The organism is Methylobacterium sp. 1973 (assembly GCF_040545035.1).
GTDB lineage: Bacteria > Pseudomonadota > Alphaproteobacteria > Rhizobiales > Beijerinckiaceae > Methylobacterium > Methylobacterium fujisawaense.
The window spans coordinates 236,733-255,279 of record NZ_JBEPLA010000006.1 but is presented as its reverse complement, the minus strand read 5'-3'; the positions used below and the strand labels follow the sequence as shown (position 1 = coordinate 255,279).

At 71.3% G+C, this 18,547-nt stretch carries 15 protein-coding genes; 9 read left to right on the top strand and 6 right to left on the bottom strand.

Annotation, left to right across the window (positions count from 1 at the left end; all coding sequences use genetic code 11):
• Positions 1-49: 49 nt before the first annotated feature.
• Both lnt and ABIC70_RS14260 read left to right on the top strand, forming a co-directional pair.
• Positions 50-1,705, top strand: coding sequence for an apolipoprotein N-acyltransferase (lnt, locus tag ABIC70_RS14265; protein ID WP_051976108.1), 1,656 nt, complete (start codon positions 50-52; stop codon positions 1,703-1,705).
• A complete protein-coding gene (locus tag ABIC70_RS14260; RefSeq protein ID WP_182591957.1) occupies positions 1,702-2,946 on the top strand; it encodes an MFS transporter in 1,245 nt (414 codons plus the stop codon). Before lnt ends, ABIC70_RS14260 begins: the two co-directional genes overlap by 4 nt.
• Here the strand turns inward: ABIC70_RS14260 and ABIC70_RS14255 are convergent.
• The gene (locus ABIC70_RS14255; protein WP_043356545.1) at positions 2,898-3,374 is read right to left on the bottom strand and encodes a cupin domain-containing protein; all 477 of its coding nucleotides are present in this window, start codon (positions 3,372-3,374) and stop codon (positions 2,898-2,900) included. The two genes, ABIC70_RS14260 and ABIC70_RS14255, sit on opposite strands and share 49 nt — an antisense overlap.
• An 85-nt stretch (positions 3,375-3,459) precedes the next feature.
• Positions 3,460-5,049, bottom strand: a complete 1,590-nt coding sequence (locus ABIC70_RS14250; RefSeq protein WP_043356544.1) for a catalase — start codon at positions 5,047-5,049, stop codon at positions 3,460-3,462.
• 133 nt (positions 5,050-5,182) lie between these two features.
• Here ABIC70_RS14250 and ABIC70_RS14245 point away from each other — a divergent pair, with 133 nt between their 5' ends.
• The 5 genes from ABIC70_RS14245 to ilvA all read left to right on the top strand — a co-directional run bounded on the left by ABIC70_RS14245 (position 5,183) and on the right by ilvA (position 10,832).
• Positions 5,183-6,118 carry a LysR substrate-binding domain-containing protein gene (locus ABIC70_RS14245; RefSeq protein WP_354439950.1) on the top strand — a complete coding sequence of 312 codons (936 nt, stop codon included), beginning with the start codon at positions 5,183-5,185 and terminating at the stop codon, positions 6,116-6,118.
• A gap of 93 nt (positions 6,119-6,211) precedes the next feature.
• Complete coding sequence (locus ABIC70_RS14240) at positions 6,212-7,702, top strand: argininosuccinate lyase (protein ID WP_354439949.1); 1,491 nt, start codon at positions 6,212-6,214, stop codon at positions 7,700-7,702.
• Positions 7,703-7,812: 110 nt separating this feature from the next.
• Complete coding sequence (locus ABIC70_RS14235) at positions 7,813-8,871, top strand: AbrB family transcriptional regulator (protein ID WP_043356540.1); 1,059 nt, start codon at positions 7,813-7,815, stop codon at positions 8,869-8,871.
• Positions 8,868-9,215, top strand: a complete 348-nt coding sequence (locus ABIC70_RS14230) for a diacylglycerol kinase (protein ID WP_043356538.1) — start codon at positions 8,868-8,870, stop codon at positions 9,213-9,215. The genes ABIC70_RS14235 and ABIC70_RS14230 overlap by 4 nt, the downstream gene beginning before the upstream one ends.
• Before the next feature lie 24 nt (positions 9,216-9,239).
• Positions 9,240-10,832: a threonine ammonia-lyase, biosynthetic gene (gene ilvA / locus ABIC70_RS14225; RefSeq protein WP_075379635.1), complete on the top strand. Its 1,593-nt coding sequence runs from the start codon at positions 9,240-9,242 to the stop codon at positions 10,830-10,832.
• Positions 10,833-10,925: 93 nt separating this feature from the next.
• Here ilvA and ABIC70_RS14220 read toward each other — a convergent pair whose 3' ends face one another.
• From ABIC70_RS14220 to ABIC70_RS14210, 3 genes are all read right to left on the bottom strand, one after another.
• Positions 10,926-11,585, bottom strand: a complete 660-nt coding sequence (locus ABIC70_RS14220; protein ID WP_081948678.1) for an MgtC/SapB family protein — start codon at positions 11,583-11,585, stop codon at positions 10,926-10,928.
• A gap of 82 nt (positions 11,586-11,667) precedes the next feature.
• Positions 11,668-12,606 (bottom strand): EcsC family protein, encoded by a 939-nt coding sequence (locus tag ABIC70_RS14215; protein ID WP_043356534.1) that lies wholly within the window; start codon positions 12,604-12,606, stop codon positions 11,668-11,670.
• Between the two features lie 25 nt (positions 12,607-12,631).
• Positions 12,632-14,020: an AmpG family muropeptide MFS transporter gene (locus ABIC70_RS14210; RefSeq protein WP_043383348.1), complete on the bottom strand. Its 1,389-nt coding sequence runs from the start codon at positions 14,018-14,020 to the stop codon at positions 12,632-12,634.
• A gap of 234 nt (positions 14,021-14,254) precedes the next feature.
• Here ABIC70_RS14210 and ABIC70_RS14205 point away from each other — a divergent pair, with 234 nt between their 5' ends.
• On the top strand, positions 14,255-15,301 hold the full coding sequence (locus ABIC70_RS14205; protein ID WP_043356531.1) for a histidine kinase dimerization/phosphoacceptor domain -containing protein: 1,047 nt from the start codon (positions 14,255-14,257) through the stop codon (positions 15,299-15,301).
• A gap of 57 nt (positions 15,302-15,358) precedes the next feature.
• Positions 15,359-15,787 carry a response regulator gene (locus ABIC70_RS14200; RefSeq protein ID WP_354439948.1) on the top strand — a complete coding sequence of 143 codons (429 nt, stop codon included), beginning with the start codon at positions 15,359-15,361 and terminating at the stop codon, positions 15,785-15,787.
• A gap of 37 nt (positions 15,788-15,824) precedes the next feature.
• On the opposite strand, the gene mutS is transcribed toward ABIC70_RS14200, so the two are convergent.
• On the bottom strand, positions 15,825-18,542 hold the full coding sequence (gene mutS, locus ABIC70_RS14195) for a DNA mismatch repair protein MutS (RefSeq protein WP_354439947.1): 2,718 nt from the start codon (positions 18,540-18,542) through the stop codon (positions 15,825-15,827).
• Positions 18,543-18,547: the final 5 nt, after the last annotated feature.

The following is an 18,547-nucleotide window of genomic DNA, read 5'->3' as shown; positions in this document are numbered from 1 at the left end:
GGGTCTGGCGGACGGTTTCGCCCGGTCGCCCGCAGCGGCCGGTGCATCCATGCGCGGGCCGATGCGGGATCCCCTGCCCGATCCGGAGCGCGCGCATGTGCCGGGCGCCGTGCTGGCGATCACGCATCTGACCGGCTGGCGCCGCCTCGGGCTGGCGTGGTTCGCGGGCGCGCTCGGCGCGCTGGCCATGCCGCCCTACGGGATCCTGCCGGCCCTTGCCCTGTCCCTGACGGTCGCGGTCTGGCTGCAGGACGGGGCCGCCTCCGGGCGGACCACCCTCCGGCGGTTCTGGCCCTGCTTCCTGGTCGGATGGGCCTGGGGCTTCGGCTACCTCACCGCCGGACTCTGGTGGCTGGGCCAGGCCTTCCTGGTGGAGGCCGACGAGTTCCTCTGGGCCCTGCCCTTGGGCGTTGTCGGTCTGCCCTTCGCCCTCGGCCTGTTCTACGGCGCCGGGTTCGGCGCCGCGGGCCTGCTGTGGAGCCGGGGCGCGGCGCGGATCGCCGCCCTCGCCTTCGGGCTCGGCGCCGCCGACTGGCTGCGCGGCCACGTGTTCACGGGCTTTCCCTGGAACACCCTCGGGATGGCGCTGGCCCAGAATCTCTGGCTGATGCAATGGGCTGCCGTGATCGGGCTCTACGGCCTGTGCATCCTGGCCGTGCTCGTCTGCGCCGCACCCGCGACCCTCGCCAACGGCGGGGGGCTCCGCGGCCGGTTCGGGCCGAGCGCCGCGGCCGCCATCCTGCTCGCCGGCCTGGCGCTCTACGGGGCCGAGCGTCTCGGCCCGCCCGATCCGGTGGTGGCCGGTGTCCGGCTGCGACTCGTCCAGCCCAACCTGCCTCAGGATGCCAAGTTCAGGCCGGAGAACCGGACCGACATCGTCGACCGCTACATCGAGCTGAGCCAGCGTCCGACGGAGGCCGGAGCGCCGGAGCCGACCCACATCGTCTGGCCGGAATCCGCCTTCCCGTTCCTCATCCAGCGCGATCCCGACGCCCTGGCCAAGGTCGCGGCGGGGCTGAAGCCTGGGCAGGAGCTGATCACCGGCGCGGCCCGCGCCGAGGAGCCGCTGCCGGGCGAGCGCCTGCGCTACTTCAACGCCGTCATGGTGATCGGGTCCGACGGCAAGATCTCCGACAGCTACGACAAGGTCCACCTCGTCCCCTTCGGAGAGTACCTTCCGGCGCCCCTCGACGCCGCCCTGCGGGCCGTGGGGTTGCGCCAGTTCGTGGCGATACCCGGCGGGTTCTCGGCCGGGACGCTCGCCGGGCAGCGGATCCTGGCGGTTCCGGGTCTGCCGCCGGTGGCGGCGACCATCTGCTACGAAGCGATCTTCCCGGGCGCGATCCTACCGGCCGGGCGTGCTGCGCCGTCGCCGCAGCCGCCGGGGCTGATCCTGAACGTCACCAACGACGCGTGGTTCGGCGACACGCCCGGTCCGCGCCAGCACCTCGCCCAGGCGCGCCTGCGCGCCGTCGAGGAGGGAATGCCCCTCGTGCGCGATGCCAACACCGGGATTTCCGCCGTGATCGATCCGCATGGCCGCATCGTCGCCCGCACCCGGCTGGACGAGGAGACGTGGCTCGACGCAGATCTGCCCGCACGCATCGTCGGCGGCACGCTCTACGGTCGGTTCGGCGATGCCGCCTTCGCGCTGATGCTCGCCGCCTGCCTCGGCGGTGCCGTGGTCGCGCGGCGGCGGCCGTGAGCGCGGAGCGCGCCACCGCGAATCGGTTGCTGCTCGGACTCGCGCTGATGCTGGTGGCGTTCAACCTGCGTCCGGCGCTCAGCACGGTCGGCCCCCTGCTGGCGACGATCCGGGACGGGACGGGCCTCGGTGCCGGGGGCGCCGCCATCCTCACCACGCTGCCGGTCCTGTGCCTGGGCATCGCCTGTGCGCTGGCCGCGCCGCTGATCCGCCGGATCGGGCCCGACCTCGCCGTGCTCGCGGGCTCGACGATCCTGGTCGCCGGCTTGGCGCTTCGCGGCCTGGGCGGTCTCGTGCCGCTCTTCGCCGGAACGGCGCTGGCCGCGATCGGGATCGGCCTCGACAACGTCCTGCTGCCGGCTCTGGTGAAGCGTGATTTCGCTGCCAGCGGCGGCCTGATGACCGGCCTCTACACGATGACCCTGTGCCTCGGCGCGGCCGCGGGCGCCGGGGCGGCGGTGCCGGTGGAGCACGCCCTCGGGGGCGGCTGGCCTTCCGCCCTGGCGATCTGGTCCCTGCCGGCGCTCGCTGCCGCCTTCGTGTGGATCCCCTTCGCCCGCCGGACGACCTCGACCGCCGCGCCCTCCGCCGGGCGGTTGCTCCGCGACCCGCTGGCGTGGTGGGTGACGGGCTTCATGGGCCTGCAATCGTCGCTCGCCTACATCCTGTTCGGCTGGCTGCCGCTGCTGCTGCAGGGCCGTGGTCTCACGCCGCTGGATGCAGGGCTTTACGCCTCGTTGACAACCCTGGTTCAGGCGCCCGGCGCGCTCCTGACCGCCATGCTGGCCGCCCGCGCCCGCGATCAGCGGGCCTGGATCGTCGCCATCCCGGGCCTCACCGCCGTGGCGTTCCTGGTCCTCGCCTTCGGCGCGGAATCCTTGCGCATTCCCGCCGCCGGCGCACTCGGCTTCGGGATCGGGGGCTGCTTCGGCCTGGGTCTCACCCTGATCGTCCTGCGCGCCGCCGACGCGGCGAGCGCCGCAGGACTCTCGGCCATGGCGCAGGGCATCGGCTATACGGGCGCCTGCCTGGGGCCGCTGGTCTTCGGCCTGGCCCATGAGGCCACGGGCGGCTGGGGCGTGCCGGGTGCCCTGTTCGTCGCCATCGCCGTCGCGGCGATCCTGATCGGTCAAGCCGCCGGCCGCGACCGCAAGGTCTGCGCGGGCGAACCCCAGGCGCGGAACATTGCGGCTCAGCCGCTGACCTCGCTCCAGGCCGCGAAACCGGCCAGCGGTTCCTGATCGTAGCGCGCCATCAGGTCGGCCATTGCCGCCCGATCCGAGAGACGCCCCGCCGCGGCCAGCCGGGCCAGCCCCTCGAAGAAGCCTTCGCGGCCCAGCGCCGGCGCGAAGCTCAGCGTGAAGCGCACCGGCCGGTCGCTGCGATTGGCGAAGGCGTGGGCAATGCCGGGCGGGATCAGCGCGAAGTCGCCCGGCCCGAGGTCGTGATCCGCGCCGTCGACATGAAGGGCGAGCCGGCCCGCCTCGACCGAGAAGGTCTCGGTCAACCGGGCGTGGCGGTGCAGCCCGGCTCCCGGCGTCCGTGGATCCATCTCGACCCGATAGACACCCATGGCGTCGGCCGTCTCGTCGCTGCGCGCCAGATAGAAGATCCGCATGCCGCCGATGACGGCGTTCGGGCCAAGCCCTCGATGCACGACACTCGCCATCGCCGTCCCCGCCGGAGGTTCAAACAAGAACCCCGCGCGGCCGGATGACCGCGCGGGGCTTCGATGGGCGGCGGACCCGCGACGCTTACTCCGCGGCGACCCGGTGGGCCTGCGACCCGTCCGTGTAGGTCTCGGACTGCAGGCGCTTGCCGGGAGCGGCGCGCCCCGGCAGCGGCGGAAGCGCCTTGGCCTTCTCCAGGTCGATCCCGGCGCCCTCGGCGACGCGGCGGCCGTAATCCTCGTCGGCGTGCCAGAAGTGCCAGACCATCCGCAGCTGGATCGGCTCCGGGCACTGCTTCATGTCGGCGACGAGGTTGGCGATCAGGTCGTCGCGCTCCCAATCCGCGAAGGAGCGGTAGCGCACGCCGGCCTGCGTGTAGTCGTCCTCGGTGCGCGAGGTCTGGTAGCGGCCGAGATTGCCCTGGACCGGCTGGTGATAGTCCTTGGCGGGCTTCGGCGCCTCGCGCAGGCCTTCGGCCAGGGTCGAGGGCTCGTAGTTGATGTGCTTGTTCGGGCCCGTCCCGTCCACCGTGTAGGCCATCTGGCCGTCGCGCTGGTTCGAGTAGACCTTCACGCCGGGCTGCGGCGCGTTGATCGGCAACTGGAGGTAGTTGGCCCCGACTCGGTAGCGCTGCGTGTCGGAGTAGGACAGCGTCCGGCCCTGCAGCATCTTGTCGTCCGAGAAGTCGACGCCGTCGACGAGGACGCCGGTGCCGAAGGCCGACTGCTCGACCTCAGCGAAGAAGTTGTCCGGCACGCGGTCGAGCACCATCCGGCCGCAGGGCAGCAGCGGGAACTGGTCCACCGGCCACAGCTTCGTGTCGTCCAGCGGGTCGAACGACAGGTGGTCGTTCGGGCCGTCCGGCATGATCTGCACGGCGAATTCCCACTCGGGGAAGTTGCCGGCCTTGATGTTGTCGTACAGGTCGCGGGTCGCGTGGCCGACATCCTTGGCCTGGATCTCTGAGGCCTGCTGCGAAGTCAGGTTCCGGACGCCCTGCTTGGGGATCCAGTGGAACTTGCAGAGCACCGCCTCGCCCTGGTCGTTGACCAGCTTGTAGGTGTTGACGCCCGAGCCTTCCATCTCGCGGTAATTGGCCGGGATGCCCCAGGGCGACTTCAGGTGCGTCACCATGTGGATCGACTCGGGGTGCTGGGCCACGAAGTCGAAGAAGCGCCACGCCTCCTGGCGGTTCGTCACCGGGTCCGGCTTGAACGCGTGGATCATGTCGGGGAACTTGATCGCGTCGCGGATGAAGAAGACCTTGAGGTTGTTGCCCACGAGGTCCCAATTGCCGTCGACGGTCTTGAACTTCACCGCGAAGCCGCGCGGGTCGCGCTCGGTCTCCGGGCTCTCCTTGGCGCCGGCGACGGTGGAGAAGCGCACGAACATCGGCGTCTTCACGCCGGTCTCGGTGAGCACGCGGGCGCGGGTGTACTTGGAGGCCGGCTCGTCGCCGATCTTGCCGTAGGCCTCGAACCAGCCGTGGGCACCGGCGCCGCGGGCGTGGACGACGCGCTCGGGGATACGCTCGCGGTCGAAGTGCGTGATCTTCTCGATGAACTGGTAGTTCTCGAGCGTCGCCGGGCCGCGCTCACCGACCGTCCGGGTGCTCTGGTTGTCCCGGACCGGATGGCCCTGGCGGGTGGTCAGGATCGGGCGTTGATCGCTCATGCGTATCGTCTCTCCGTTCAGCGAAGGCTCTCGGAGGCCGAGGCCAGCCTGGAACCGTTCTGGAAAAAGGTTATGACCCCGGCGTGACCTCGAGGCAAATGCATCGTCACAAAGGTTCTGATAGATACAGCCTATGAATCTGGCTGGCCTCTCCCTCCGGGATCTCGAATATGTCGTCGCGGTGGCCGACGAGGGGCATTTCGGCCGGGCCGCCGAACGCTGCAATGTCAGCCAGCCGACGCTGAGCGTGCAGATCCGCAAGCTGGAAACCGCGCTCGGCCTGACTTTGTTCGAGCGGTCGAACCGGCGGATCCTGCTGACCGAATCGGGCCAAGCCATCATCCGGCAGGCACGCGTCGTCCTGGCGGAGGCGCAGCGGCTGCTGGCCCTCGCCAGGGAAGGCCGCGGCTCGCCGCTCACCGGGCGCCTCATCCTGGCGGCGATCCAGACGCTCGGTCCCTATTTCTTCCCGCTGGTGCTGCGACCGCTGCGCGAGCAGTACCCGCTGCTGACGCTCTCTCTGTCGGAATCGCGGACCGCCGACATCGTCGAGGGCCTGCGCGACGGCCGCATCGACGCGGCCCTGGTCTCGCTTCCGCTGCCCTCCAACGGTCTCGCGGTCTCGCCGCTGTTCGTCGAGCCGTTCTGGCTCGCCTGCCCGGCCGAGCACGCCCTGGCCCGGGGCGGCGCGCTCTCGGCGACCAAGATCGCAGGGCCGGACCTGCTGCTGCTCGATGAGGGCAACTGTCTGCGCGACCAGACGATCGCGGCCTGCGGCGCCGGCTCGTCGGTCGGCCGCCATGCCACCAGCCTGGAGACGCTTCGCTCGATGGTGGCCGCCGGCGCCGGCTACACGCTGCTTCCGGCCCTCGCGGTGCCCGCCAGCCCCGATCCCAGCGGCCTGACGGTCACCCGGGCCTTCGATGTCGACGGTCCCGGCCGGACCATCGCGCTGGTCTGGCGGGCGAGCGATCCCCGCGCCGCGGGACTGGCGAACCTCGCCGCCTTCTTCCGGGCGCACGCGCCGCCCGGAACCGCGGCCTGCCGGGGCGACGACGCGGTGGCGTGAGCGGCGGTGTCGCGGGCACCTGGCCCCGCGGTGATGAAGACGGTCGCGCTTGGCGCGTCTATCAGGACTGATCAGGGCATGGGGAACGGGCCGATGCGGCGCAGGATGATCGGGGCAATTCTGGCGCTGCTCGCCCCCATCGGCGCCCACGCCGCGCCGACGGACAGCTTCGCCCGGATCGATCAGATCAACCGGGCCTCCCTGGTGATGACAGCCGAGACCGGCATCGTCCGGCGCCCCCTGGCCGCGACCATCGCCCGCGCGCTCGATCAGGTCGCCGCCGACGCCGCCAAGCCCGGCGCGGAACGGCCGGACGACTATCTCCGGATCGAGCCGCTGATCACCGCCATTGCCGGCCCGGAGGCCACCCGGATGCATTCGGGGCGCAGCCGCCAGGACATCATCCCGACGGTGCTGAAGCTTGAGCAGCGCGACCGCCTCCTCGCCCTCGCCCAGGCCCTGGACGAGACCCGGGGGGCCTTGCTGGCCGTGGCCGACCGCGAGGCCGACACGATCGTCCCGGCCTATACAAACGGCGTGCAGGCCCAGCCGACGACGCTCGGCCACCTCTATCTCGGCTACTCGGCCGTCCTTGCCCGCGATGCGCAGCGCCTCCGCGAGGCCTGGACGCGGCTCAACCTGTCACCCCTGGGCGCGGCCGCCCTCGGGACGTCGAGCTTCCCGGTGGACCGCAAGCGCCTGGCCGAGCTGCTCGGGTTCGATGCACCCGTGGAGAATAGCTACGATGCCGGCCAGCTCGCGCCGATGGATATGGGCCTGGAATTGACCGGGCTTTCCGCGACACTCGCCACTACGGCCGGCAGCTTCGCGCAGGACCTCTACGCCCAGTATCACCAGACCCGGCCGTGGATCCTGCTGCGGGAGGGGGCGCTGACCGGGCCGAGCAGCATCATGCCGCAGAAGCGCAATCCCGTCGCCCTGTACGGCCTGCGCATGAAGGCGAGCGACGTGGTCGGGGCCGCGCAGGCCTTCGTCATCATGGCGCACAACGTCGATTCCGGGATGCCGGACTACAAGCGTAACCAGGCCGAGCCGCCGGGCCGGACGCTCGCCGAGGCCGCCGAGCTGTGCCGGCGCTGGACCCGCGTCCTCGACGGGCTGGTCGTGGACCGGGCGCGGGCCGCCGAGGAGGTCGCCGCCGACTATTCGACCACCACAGAACTCGCCGACACGCTTCAGCGCGAGGCGGACGTGCCGTTCCGGCTCGGCCACCACTTCGCCTCCGAGCTGGTGAGCTACGGCCGCAGCCACGATCTGCGACCCGCCGATCTCCCGTTCGCGGAGGTGCGGCGGATCTACGCCGAGGCCGCCGCCGGTACGGGCCTGAAGCCGGACCTGCCCCTCGACGAGGCGCGCTTCCGGGCGGCCTTGTCGGCCCGGGGCATGATCGACGCGGCTGCGGGCCTCGGCGGCCCGCAGCCCGCGGAGGTCCGGCGCATGCTGGCCCGCGCCCGGGAGCGGCTTGAGGCCGATCGGGCATGGCGCGATGACCGCCGCAAGGGCCTGGCCGACGCCCGGGCACGCCTCGACACCGCCTTCGCCGCCCTGACCCACGAGCCCTGACGATTGCGCGGGGCGGCCGTGTCGAAACTCTGCCGTGACAGGGCCAATATTGCGCTATAGCGCGCGCCTGACGCCTGCCGTCTGAAGCGGGCCTCTCCCGATCGGTCGCCTTGCTCCCTCTCCGCATCCTCGGCCTCTGGGCCGCCCTCGCCGCCGCGTCCGCGGCCGTCTCATACGGCCTGATGCAGGCGCAGTTCCCGGCCGCGTTGCTGCTCGGGCCGATGATCGCGGCCATCGCGTTCGGGGTCGGCGGTTCGCGCCTCCGCGTGCCCCGGGCCGCCTTCCAGGCCTCCCAGGCGGCGATCGGCTGCCTCGTGGCGCATGCGGTCACCGGGCAGATCGCCCAGACCCTGGTGGAGGACGGGCCGCTCATCGTCGCGGTCGTGCTGGTCACCGTCGCGGTCAGCGGCTTGGTCGGCTGGATCCTGACCCGCCTGCGCGTGCTGCCCGGGACCACCGCGGCTTGGGGATCGTCCCCCGGCGGCGCCTCCGCCATGGTCGCCATGGCAGAGGATTTCGGTGCCGATCCGCGCCTCGTGGCCTTCATGCAATACGTGCGCGTCGCGGCCGTGGTGTTCTCGGCCTCGCTGGCCGCCCGCTTCCTGATGGAGACGCCGGTTCCCGGGGCCTCGGCTGGCGTCGCCGAGGTGACCGGGCCACTCTCCGTCTTCGCGACGCTGGCCGTCGCCATCGTGGGCGCGGGCGCGGCGCTCGCCCTGCGGGTGCCGGCCGGCGCGCAGATCGGCCCGATGGTGCTCGGCAGCCTCCTCCACGCCACCGGGCTCGTGCGCATGGCGCTGCCGGTGCCCCTCCTCGAACTCGCCTATGCCTGCATCGGCATCTATGTCGGCCTGCGCTTCACCCGGGAGACGCTGCGCCTGACATTCACCGCCCTGCCCGGCATCCTGGCGGCGACCTTCTCGGTCATCGCCCTCTGCGCGGCCTGGGGCTGGGGGCTGACGCTGCTGCTGCCCATCGACCTGCTCACCGCAGTCCTCGCCACGAGTCCCGGCGGCCTCGATTCGGTGGCGATCATCGCCGTCGGCTCGAAGGCGGACGTCTCCTTCGTGCTGGCGGTCCAGACCCTGCGCCTGTTCGTAGTGCTGCTCACCGGTCCGCTGCTCGCCAAGTGGATCAGCCGGTCCGTGCCGGAGACCGCCATCCGATGAACGCCCTGGTTCTCGCCTTTCTGAATTCCTGGCGCGGCCTGCGCCACGGCGCGCGCACCGAGCGGGCCGTGCGGCAGGAACTCCTGCTCCTGGCTCTCGGCGTGCCGGTCGCCCTGTTCCTCGGCGCGACACTCTGGGTGCGGGTCGCCCTGATGGTCAGCCTGCTGCTGATGCTGGCCGCCGAATTCCTCAACACCGCCGTCGAGAAGCTCTGCGACCACGTCCATCCGGGGCATCACCCGATGATCGGTACGGTGAAGGACCTCGCCTCCGCCGGCACCTTCATGGCCCAGATGGCGGCGCTGCTCGTGTGGGTGGCGGCGCTGGTCGAGCGGCTGGGCTGACCTGCCGCGCGTGGGCGCGCTCGCATCCGCGGGCCGGAGGGTCTATCTGGCCGGCACAGCCCCGCGCATCGGCCGAGACTCCACACCGTGACGGACTACATCCGCAAGATCCTCACCGCCCGCGTCTACGACGTGGCGATCGAGAGCCCACTCGACCCGATGCCCCGGCTGACGCAGCGGCTCGGGCGGCCGGTCCTGCTGAAGCGCGAGGATCTCCAGCCGGTCTTCTCGTTCAAGCTGCGCGGCGCCTACAACAAGATGTCCGGCCTCAGTCCGGACCAGATCGCCCGCGGCGTCGTCTGCGCCTCGGCGGGCAACCACGCGCAGGGCGTGGCGCTGGCCGCCGCCAAGCTCGGGGCGCGCGCCGTGATCGTGATGCCGCGCACCACCCCGTCGATCAAGGTCGATGCCTGCCGGGCCCGGGGGGCCGAGGTCGTTCTGCACGGCGACGCCTTCGACGAGGCGCTCGCGCAGGCCAAGACCCTCGAGGCCGAGCAGGGCCTGACCTTCCTGCACCCCTTCGACGATCCCGACGTGATCGCCGGCCAGGGCACCATCGGCAAGGAGATCCTGGAGCAGCATACCGGCGCGATCGAGGCGATCTTCGTGCCGGTGGGCGGCGGCGGGCTCGCTGCCGGCGTCGCCACCTTCGTGAAGTATCTGCGGCCGGGCACCAAGGTGATCGGTGTCGAGCCGGAGGACGCCGCCTGCATGGCCGCGGCACTGGCGGCCGATACGCGGGTCAGCCTGCCCAGTGTCGGCCTGTTCGCCGACGGCGTCGCCGTGCGTCAGGCCGGCGAGGAGACCTTCCGGCTCTGCCGCGCGCATCTCGACGAGGTCATCACCGTCGATACCGACGCCATGTGCGCGGCGATCAAGGACATCTTCGACGACACCCGCGCGGTGTCGGAGCCCTCCGGGGCGCTGAGCCTCGCCGGCGCCAAGCTGTATGCCGAGCGCGAGGGCGGTGACGGCACGCTGATCGCCATCTCCTCGGGGGCGAACCTGAATTTCGACCGCCTGCGCCACATCGCCGAGCGCGCCGAGATCGGCGAGCAGCGCGAGGTCCTGATCGGCGTGACGATCCCCGAGCGCCCCGGCGCCTACCGCGCCTTCATCAACGCCCTCGGACCGCGGGCGATCACGGAATTCAACTACCGCCATGCGCCGGGCTCGGAGGCGCAGATCTTCGTCGGCATCAACGTCAGCGGCGGCAAGCGCGAGAAGCAGGCGCTGATCGCTTCGCTGCGCGAGGCCGGCTATCGCGTCCTCGACATGAGCGACAACGAGATGGCCAAGGTCCATGTCCGCTACATGGTCGGCGGCCGTGCCGTCGGGGTCGCGCACGAGCGGCTGTTCCGCTTCCAGTTCCCGGAGCGGCCGGGTGCGCTGATGAAGTTCCTCGACGCCCTCGGGCCGGATTTCGACATCACGCTGTTCCACTACCGCAACCACGGCGCCGATTACGGCCGGGTGCTCGCCGGGATCGCGGTGCCGCCGCCCGAGCGCGCCCGGTTCGACGCCGCCATCGACGCCCTCGGTTACCCGGCCACCGACGAGACCGAGAACCCGGCCTACCGCCTGTTCCTCGACGGCGAGGGCGCCGGGGCGGCCTGAGCCCCCTCAGCCCAGGCTGTCCCTGGGGGCTCTCGTCGCGCGCCTTCGAGCCACCTCGCTGTTCTCATGATCGAGGGGCAGCGTCGGGCACGATCAGTCCTCGGCCACCTCCACCGACGCGACATCGGGCATCGCCCGAAGCTTTGCCGCGATGGCCTCGAAGCTCGTCCGGGACAGACGCACGAACGTGATCGTCACTTCCTCGTGGTCCGAATCAGGACCCGGATGGACCGTGAAGGTCCGGACCCGTGAGGCCCGCTCGCCCGTCGCCGCCTGCACGGTGTCGAGCGACATCGCGCCTTTTCGGGCGGTCAGCCGAAGGGTCTGGGCGCGCATCCGGTCGCGCCAGCGCTGCTCGAAGGGCTTCACACCCGCCAGGATGCCGACGATGAGTGCCGTCGCGGCCAGGGCCGGCACGTAGAGGCCGCTGCCGATCGCCAGCCCGATCGCCGCCACGCCCCAGAGACTGGCCGCCGTGGTGAGACCCTTCACCACCTCGCCGCGCAGCAGGATCGTCCCCGCTCCGAGGAAGCCGATGCCGGAGACCACCTGCGCGGCGATCCGGGAGGGGTCGAGCACCACGTGGGCGGTGCCCAGCACGTCGGCGAATCCGAAGGCCGAGACCAGCATGATCAGGCAGGAGCCGACGCAGACCAGCATGTGGGTGCGAAGGCCTGCGGCCCAGAGCAGGCGCTCGCGCTCCAGGCCGATCACGCTGCCGAACAGGGCCGCCAGCGCCAGCCGGGCCACCATCTCGCCGTTGCCGATCAGAGCCGCCTCCGTTTCTCCGCCCCGTGCGGATGGCGCGGATCCTTGCGGCTTTGCCGTGGGCGGATCAAGCGATCCCGAGGGCCGCCTTCTCGACTTCGTAAGCGGCCCGCACCGTGGCGGCCCCGTAGGACCGCTCCAGGCGCCGCACCGTGAAATGCGCGCGGGCGGTCGACTGGAAATGGTTCATGAAGGCCGTGTTGACCGCCGCCCCGCCGAAGGCGCCGAGGATCGGCACCGCCTGCGCGGCGACCTTCTGGGACACGACCAGACCGAAGCGCGCGGCGATCTGTGCTGTGAAGCGGATCAGCGCCGGGGCCGACTGGTCGAGGAGCGTCTTGCTGCCGGCATAGCGAGCCGCCTCCGACAGCGTCTTGGCCAGGGCCGCGCGGACGGCGAAATAGCCGCTCTCGGTGAGCGCCGCGCCCGCCTCGGTCTCTGCCGTGGCCCGGCCGCCGAGGGCGAAGACCTGGACGCAGGCGAGCGCCCCCTCGGGGGTCTCGAGATCCTCGCCTTCCTCCCGGGCGATCTCGGCGATGGAGCGCAGCATCAGCGTGGTCGAGACCGGAAGCTCGACGGCCAGCGTCGCGAGGCCGAACGCGCCTCCGACCGCGCCGGACAGTGCCGCCATCGCCTTGTGCTTGGCGTCGCCCGAGCCGAGGAGCTGCGCGAACCGGCTCTCGGCCTTGGCGGCGACGGAACCGAGGCCCTCCCCTTCGGCCGGAACGAGTTCCCGGCGCGGCAGCGTCGCCAGGGCGACGCGCAGCGCCCCCCGCATGGCCGCCTCGGTGCTGCGGCTGACGGCTTCGGTGACCGGAGCCGGCAACGATCGGCCGATGATGTCGAGGGGCGCGCCGGCCGCCGCGGAGAGCCGCCCCGCGAGGCTCGGACGCTCCAGCACCTGCACGGCGCGGCGCAGGGCGGCGAGGTCCGCGTCGCTCAGCGTCTTTTCTGGAGTCGCCGCCGGCAGCGTCTCGCCGGCTAAGGTGAGGTCGCTCGTGCTCATCCGTGAATCCCTGGATCTGTCGTGCTCACGCCGCCCCTGGCGCGCGCGCCGTGGTAGGAAGCTCGGGCCCCGGGATGCGGTTCCCCGCCTCTTGCGCATCCCGCGCCGGTGCCGCCGCGGCCTCCGCCTGCCCGGTCCTGCGCCCGACCGCGACGCAGAGCACCAGGACCGGGATACCCACGAGGGAGGTCATGACGAAGAAGGCCGGATAGCCGATCGCCGCGACCACGAAACCCGACGAGCCCGCGATCAGCTTGCCCGGCAGCGCGTAGAGCGAGGAGAACAGCGCGTACTGCGTCGCCGCGTAGGCCGGGCTGGTGAGGCTCGACATGTAGGCGATGAGCACGATGCCGGCGAAGGAGCCGCAGAAATTCTCGATCGAGATGGCGACCGTCAGACGCCAGATCTCGGGCGCGCCGGCCGCCAGCCACGCGAAGGCGAGGTGCGAGGACGCGGCCAGGAAGGCGCCCAGCAGCAGCGTGGGGAACAGGCCGAGCCGGGCCAGGGCCCATCCGCCCGCGAACCCGCCCGCGATGCCGACCCAGATGCCGTAGAGCTTGGTGACGGTGGCGATCTCCTTCAGGTCGAAGCCCAGCGTCCGGTAGAGCGGGCTCGCCATCACGCCGGACAGGAAATCGGGGAGCCGGAACAAGGCCACGAGCAGGAGGATGCCCCAGAGCGCGCCGCCGAACCGGCCGTGCAGCTCGGTGAGCGGCTCCAGCACGGCGCGGCGCATCGACCAGAACCGGGAGCGGCCGGGCGTCTCCGCCTGAACCGTGCGAGGCCTGTCGAAGGCCGGGGCCAGCAGGGCGGCGATCATCCCGACCAGCATGAGCGCCGCCATGATCAGGTAGGCCAGCGTCCAGCCCCCCGCCGAGGCGATGAACAGCGCGCCCGCGCCGGCGGTGATCAGGCCGAGGCGGTAACCGAGGTTCGAGGTCGCCGCCAGGATACCCTGGAAGTCGCTGCCGGCGGCGTCGATGCGCCAGCCGTCGATCACCACATCCTGGCTCGCCGCGCAGAAGGCCACCAGGAAGGCCCCGAGTCCCAGGAGCGCGAGGTTGGTCTTCGGATCCGAGAAGGCCATCAGGGTCAGGCACAGGGCGACCGCGGCCTGCGTGGTCACCATCCAGGCCCGGCGGCGCCCGAGGCGGGCGCTCAGCACCGGAACGTTCAGCCTGTCGATCGCGGGCGCCCAGAGGAACTTCAGCGAGTAAGGCAGCGCCACGTAGCTGAACAGGCCGATCGCCCGCACGTCGATGTCCGAGAAGGCGAGGCGGAGCGTGAAGGTGCCGAGGACCAGGAGCAGCGGCAGGCCCGAGGAGAATCCGAGAGCCAGCATGAGCACGATCCGCCGGTCCTCGACGATGTCGCGGAGCCGGAAGCGACGCATCGCCTGTGGCTGGTTCGCCATGGCATGGAACTCCTGAGCCTTCGTGGCCTTGATCTCGCGAAATCGTGGCAGCCTTACGCCGCACCGGTTTTCGCTGGATCGTGATGTGTTGCGCCCCAACCTTGGTAGAAGCTTGCTTAACGCGGTGTCCACGTCCCACGGATCGCGGCGTGTTGGAGGCGCCGCCGGACGAACGGGCACGCCGCCCAATCGTGGAATGATGCGTTGAGTCTCCGATCCGAGTCCGCTCCGCCGTTGGCGACGCTCGTCGACGCGTTCGCACGCAGCCCGTCGCCCATGGTGATCACCGATGCCCGCGCTCCGGACAACCCGATCGCCTGGGCGAACGACGCATTCCTGCAGGTGACAGGCTACACCGCTGACGAGATCGTCGGGCGCAACTGCCGGATGCTGCAGGGTCCGGCCACCGACCGTTTCACGGTCGAGCGGATCCGCTCGGCCGTACAGGCCGCGGAGCCGATCTCCGTCGAGCTGCTCAACTACCGGAAGGACGGGACGACCTTCTGGAACGCGATGACCATCACGCCGGTGAACGACGCCGAGGGTCTCGCCTTCTTCTATGCCGCCCAGGCGGACATGACCTATGTCCACCAGATGGAAGTGTCGATGCGCGGCACCAACGACGAGCTGGAGCGCCTCGTCAACGCGCGGACCCAGGATCTGACCACCGCCCTGGAGCAGAAGACGGCCCTGCTGCACGAGGTTGATCACCGGGTTAAGAACAATCTTCAGGTGATTTCGTCGCTGATGCTGCTGAAGGCCCGGCGAACGCCCGAGGGCGAGGCGCGGGACGCGCTTCAGGGCATGGCCGAGCGGATCGGCGCGCTCTCGACAGCCCATCGGATGCTATATTCCGAGGGCGACTGCACGCATTTCAATCTTGGCGACTTCGCGGCCGAGTTCTTGGCCGACATGAATGCCGGCCTGGATCCGGAGCGGCGCCGGGTCGAGGCCGACGTCGAGTCGATCGCCGTGGCTGCCGCGATGGCGGCGCCCCTGGCCCTGATGATCCACGAACTCACGGCAAACGCCCTGCGCCACGCCTTCCCGGGCGAGCGGGAGGGACGCGTGTCGATCGTCGCCCGCCGCACCGAGAGAGGGATGCATATGACGATCCGCGACGACGGTGTCGGTGTCGCCGCGGCGGCTCCGAATCCGGCCGGCTTCGGGCGCAATCTGGTGGAGATGGTGGTCCGGCAGATGCGCGGGACCATCGCCTGGGCGGATGCCGGTCCGGGCACGACCGTCGACATCGATATCCCGCTCCAGCAGCCGGCTTGAGAAATCGACGTGCAGGCTTCAAGCTCGGCGGCCACGGGGCCGGAGGACGATGAACGCATGGGGACCGGGAACGCCGCCGCGCTCCGCATCCTCGTGGTGGAGGACGAGGCCCTGATCGCCCTCGAGCTGGAATGCCTGCTGGACGATCTCGGGCATGTCACGGTCGGTGTCGCAGGCAACGCCACCGAGGCGATCGCCATGGGCCGCTCCACCGCGCCCGACGTTGCGCTCGTGGACATCCACCTCGTCGACGGTCCGACCGGAATCGACGTCGCCAGGGCGCTCTCGGCCGACCGACGCACCACGGTGGTGTTCATGACCGCCAACGCCAAGCGCATTCCGGCGGATTTCGCCGGGGCGATCGGCGTGATCGCGAAACCCTATTCCGAGCGCGTCGTGGCCAGCACCCTCGACTACGTGGCCGATCGCCGGGCCGGCCGCCACGGGCCGGCCTGTCCGGACGGGTTCTCGCCCGCGCCCGCCTGACGCGCGTCGAGGCGCGTCGCTGCGGGGCTCCGCCGTCTCAGCTTCGCGTCGCTCGCTCGCGCTTCAACCGGTAGAGCGCATCCAGCGCTTCCCGCGGCGTCAGGGCGTCGGGGTCGATGGCGTCGAGGAGCGCGCCCAGCGGGTCCTCCTGCGGCGGCTCCGGCGGCGGTGGTGGCGCCAGGGCGGCAAAGAGCGGCAGGTCGTCGATCCGCGCGCGCGCGGGGCGGCCCATCTCGGCCTTCTCGAGACTCTTGAGGATCGCCCCGGCCCGGGTCACGACGCTGCCGGGCAGACCTGCGAGCCGCGCCACCTGCAGGCCGTAGCTGCGCTCGGCGACGCCGGGCACGACCTCGTGCAGAAACACGACGCCGTCCCGATGCTCGGCCACCTTCAAGGTCGCATTGTCCAGCCGCGCCAGCCGGTCACCGAGGGCGGTCAACTCGTGGAAATGCGTCGCGAAGAGCGCCCGACAGGCATTCACCTCGTGGAGATGCTCCAGGCACGCCCAGGCGATCGACAGGCCGTCGAAGGTCGCGGTGCCGCGGCCGATCTCGTCCAGGATCACCAGGGAGCGCCGGGTCGCCTGATTCAGGATCGCGGCGGTCTCGACCATCTCGACCATGAACGTCGACTGGCCACGGGCGAGGTCGTCCGCGGCGCCGACCCGGGAGAACAGCCGGTCGACCCGGCCGATGCGCGCCTCCGCAGCCGGCACGAAGGCGCCCATCTGGGCGAGCACGGCGATCAGCGCGTTCTGGCGCAGGAAGGTCGATTTGCCGCCCATGTTCGGGCCGGTGATCAGGCGGATCCGCCCGCGGGTATCGCCCGACAGGTCACAATCATTGGCGATGAACGGCTCGCCCGCCCGGCGCAGAGCCGCCTCGACCACCGGATGGCGCCCGCCGACCACGACGAAGCTCAAGGACTCATCGACGACGGGCCGGCGCCAGTCGAGTTCGACGGCGAGTTCGGCGTGGCTCGCCGCCACATCGAGACCCGCGAGGGCCTCGGCCACCTCGGCGATGGCCTCGGCCTGAGCCAAGACCCGGGCCGCGAGGTCGTCGAAGACGGCCGCTTCCAGGGCGAGCGCCCGGTCGGAGGCGCCCGAGATCTTCGACTCGAGTTCGCCCAGTTCGACGCTGGTGAAGCGCATCGCGTCCACCATGGTCTGGCGGTGGACGAACTCGCTCTGGAGACCCTTCAGGCAGGCTTCCCCGACAGATTGCGGAACCTCGATGAAAAAGCCCAGGAGGTTGTTGTGCTTGATCCGTAGGGTCCGGCAGCCGGTCTGCTCGGCGTAGCGCGCCTGCAAGGCGGCAATCACCTTGCGGGAATCCTGGCCCAAAGTTCGCGCCTCATCGATCTCCGGATGATAGCCCGCCCGCACGAAGCCGCCGTCGCGGCGGCTCAGCGGCAGATCGTCGGCCAGCGCCGCCCCCAGGGTGGCGATGAGGTCCGGGTTGGCCTCCGCCAAATGCTCGGCGAGCCGGGCGAGATCCTCCGGGAGGTCGGGAATCGCAGCGAGTCGGGCGCCGAGATCCGCCGCCACGGCGAGGCCGTCGCGGATGGCCGCGAGGTCGCGCGGTCCCGCACGGCCGAGGCCGGTTCGCGACAGCGCCCGGGCGAGGTCGGGGGCCCGCGCAAGGGCGTCGCGCAGGCTGCCGCGCAGGCGGCCGTCCTCGACCAGATGGGCCACCGCCGCGTGCCGCCGGGTAATGGCGTCGAGATGGGTGAGCGGGCCGGCCAAGTGCTCGGCCAGCAGCCGGGCACCATTGGCCGTCACGGTCCGGTCGATCGTGGCGAGCAGGCTTCCCGTCCGCTCGCCCGACAGGGTGCGGGTGAGTTCGAGATTGGCGCGCGTCGCCGCATCGATCGCCAGGGTCGCGCCGCCATCCTCGCGGGTCGGAACCGTGAGCGGTGGTCGCGCGGCGAGCTGCGTGCGGGCGATGTAGAGCAGCGCGGCCCCGGCCGCGGCGATCTCGGCCCGGGTGAACTGGCCGAACCCCTCCAGGGTCGAGACCCCGTACTGCTCGCGCAGGCGCCGCTCGGCGGCCGCGGGCTCAAGCTCGGCCTGGGCCAGGGGCACGATCGCGGCGCGGCTCTCCTGCCAGATTCGCGCGAGGGCCGGATCGGCGTGGATCGCCTCCGACAGGACGATCTCCCGCGGGTCGTGCCGGGCGATGGCACCGGACAGGTCGCCGCCCGCGACCTCGCTCAAGGAGAAGCGGCCGGTGGAGATGTCCACCGCGGCGAGGCCGTAGGCGACGGCACCCTCCCCGGTCTTCCGGCGGCCGATCGCCAGGAGCAGGTTCGCCTGGGCCGGGTCGAGGAGCCGATCCTCGGTGATCGTGCCGGGGGTGACGAGCCGCACGACCTCGCGGCGGACCACGGATTTCGGCCCACGCTTCTTGGCCTCGGCCGGATCCTCGGTCTGCTCGCAGACCGCCACCCGGTGACCGAGGGCGATGAGGCGATTCAGATAGTCGTCGGACCGGTCGACCGGCACGCCGCACATCGGGATCTCGCTGCCCGCGTGCTTGCCGCGCTTCGTCAGGACGATGCCGAGCGCCCGGGACGCGATCTCCGCATCCTCGAAGAACAGCTCGTAGAAGTCGCCCATCCTGTAGAACAGGAGGCAGTCCGGATTCGCAGCCTTGATCTCGATGTATTGCGCCATCATCGGCGTGGCGCCGGCCGGGTCCAGACCGGGCGTGGGCGTCGTATCGGCGGCGGGGCGGACGGCGGTTCGGGCCATGCCGC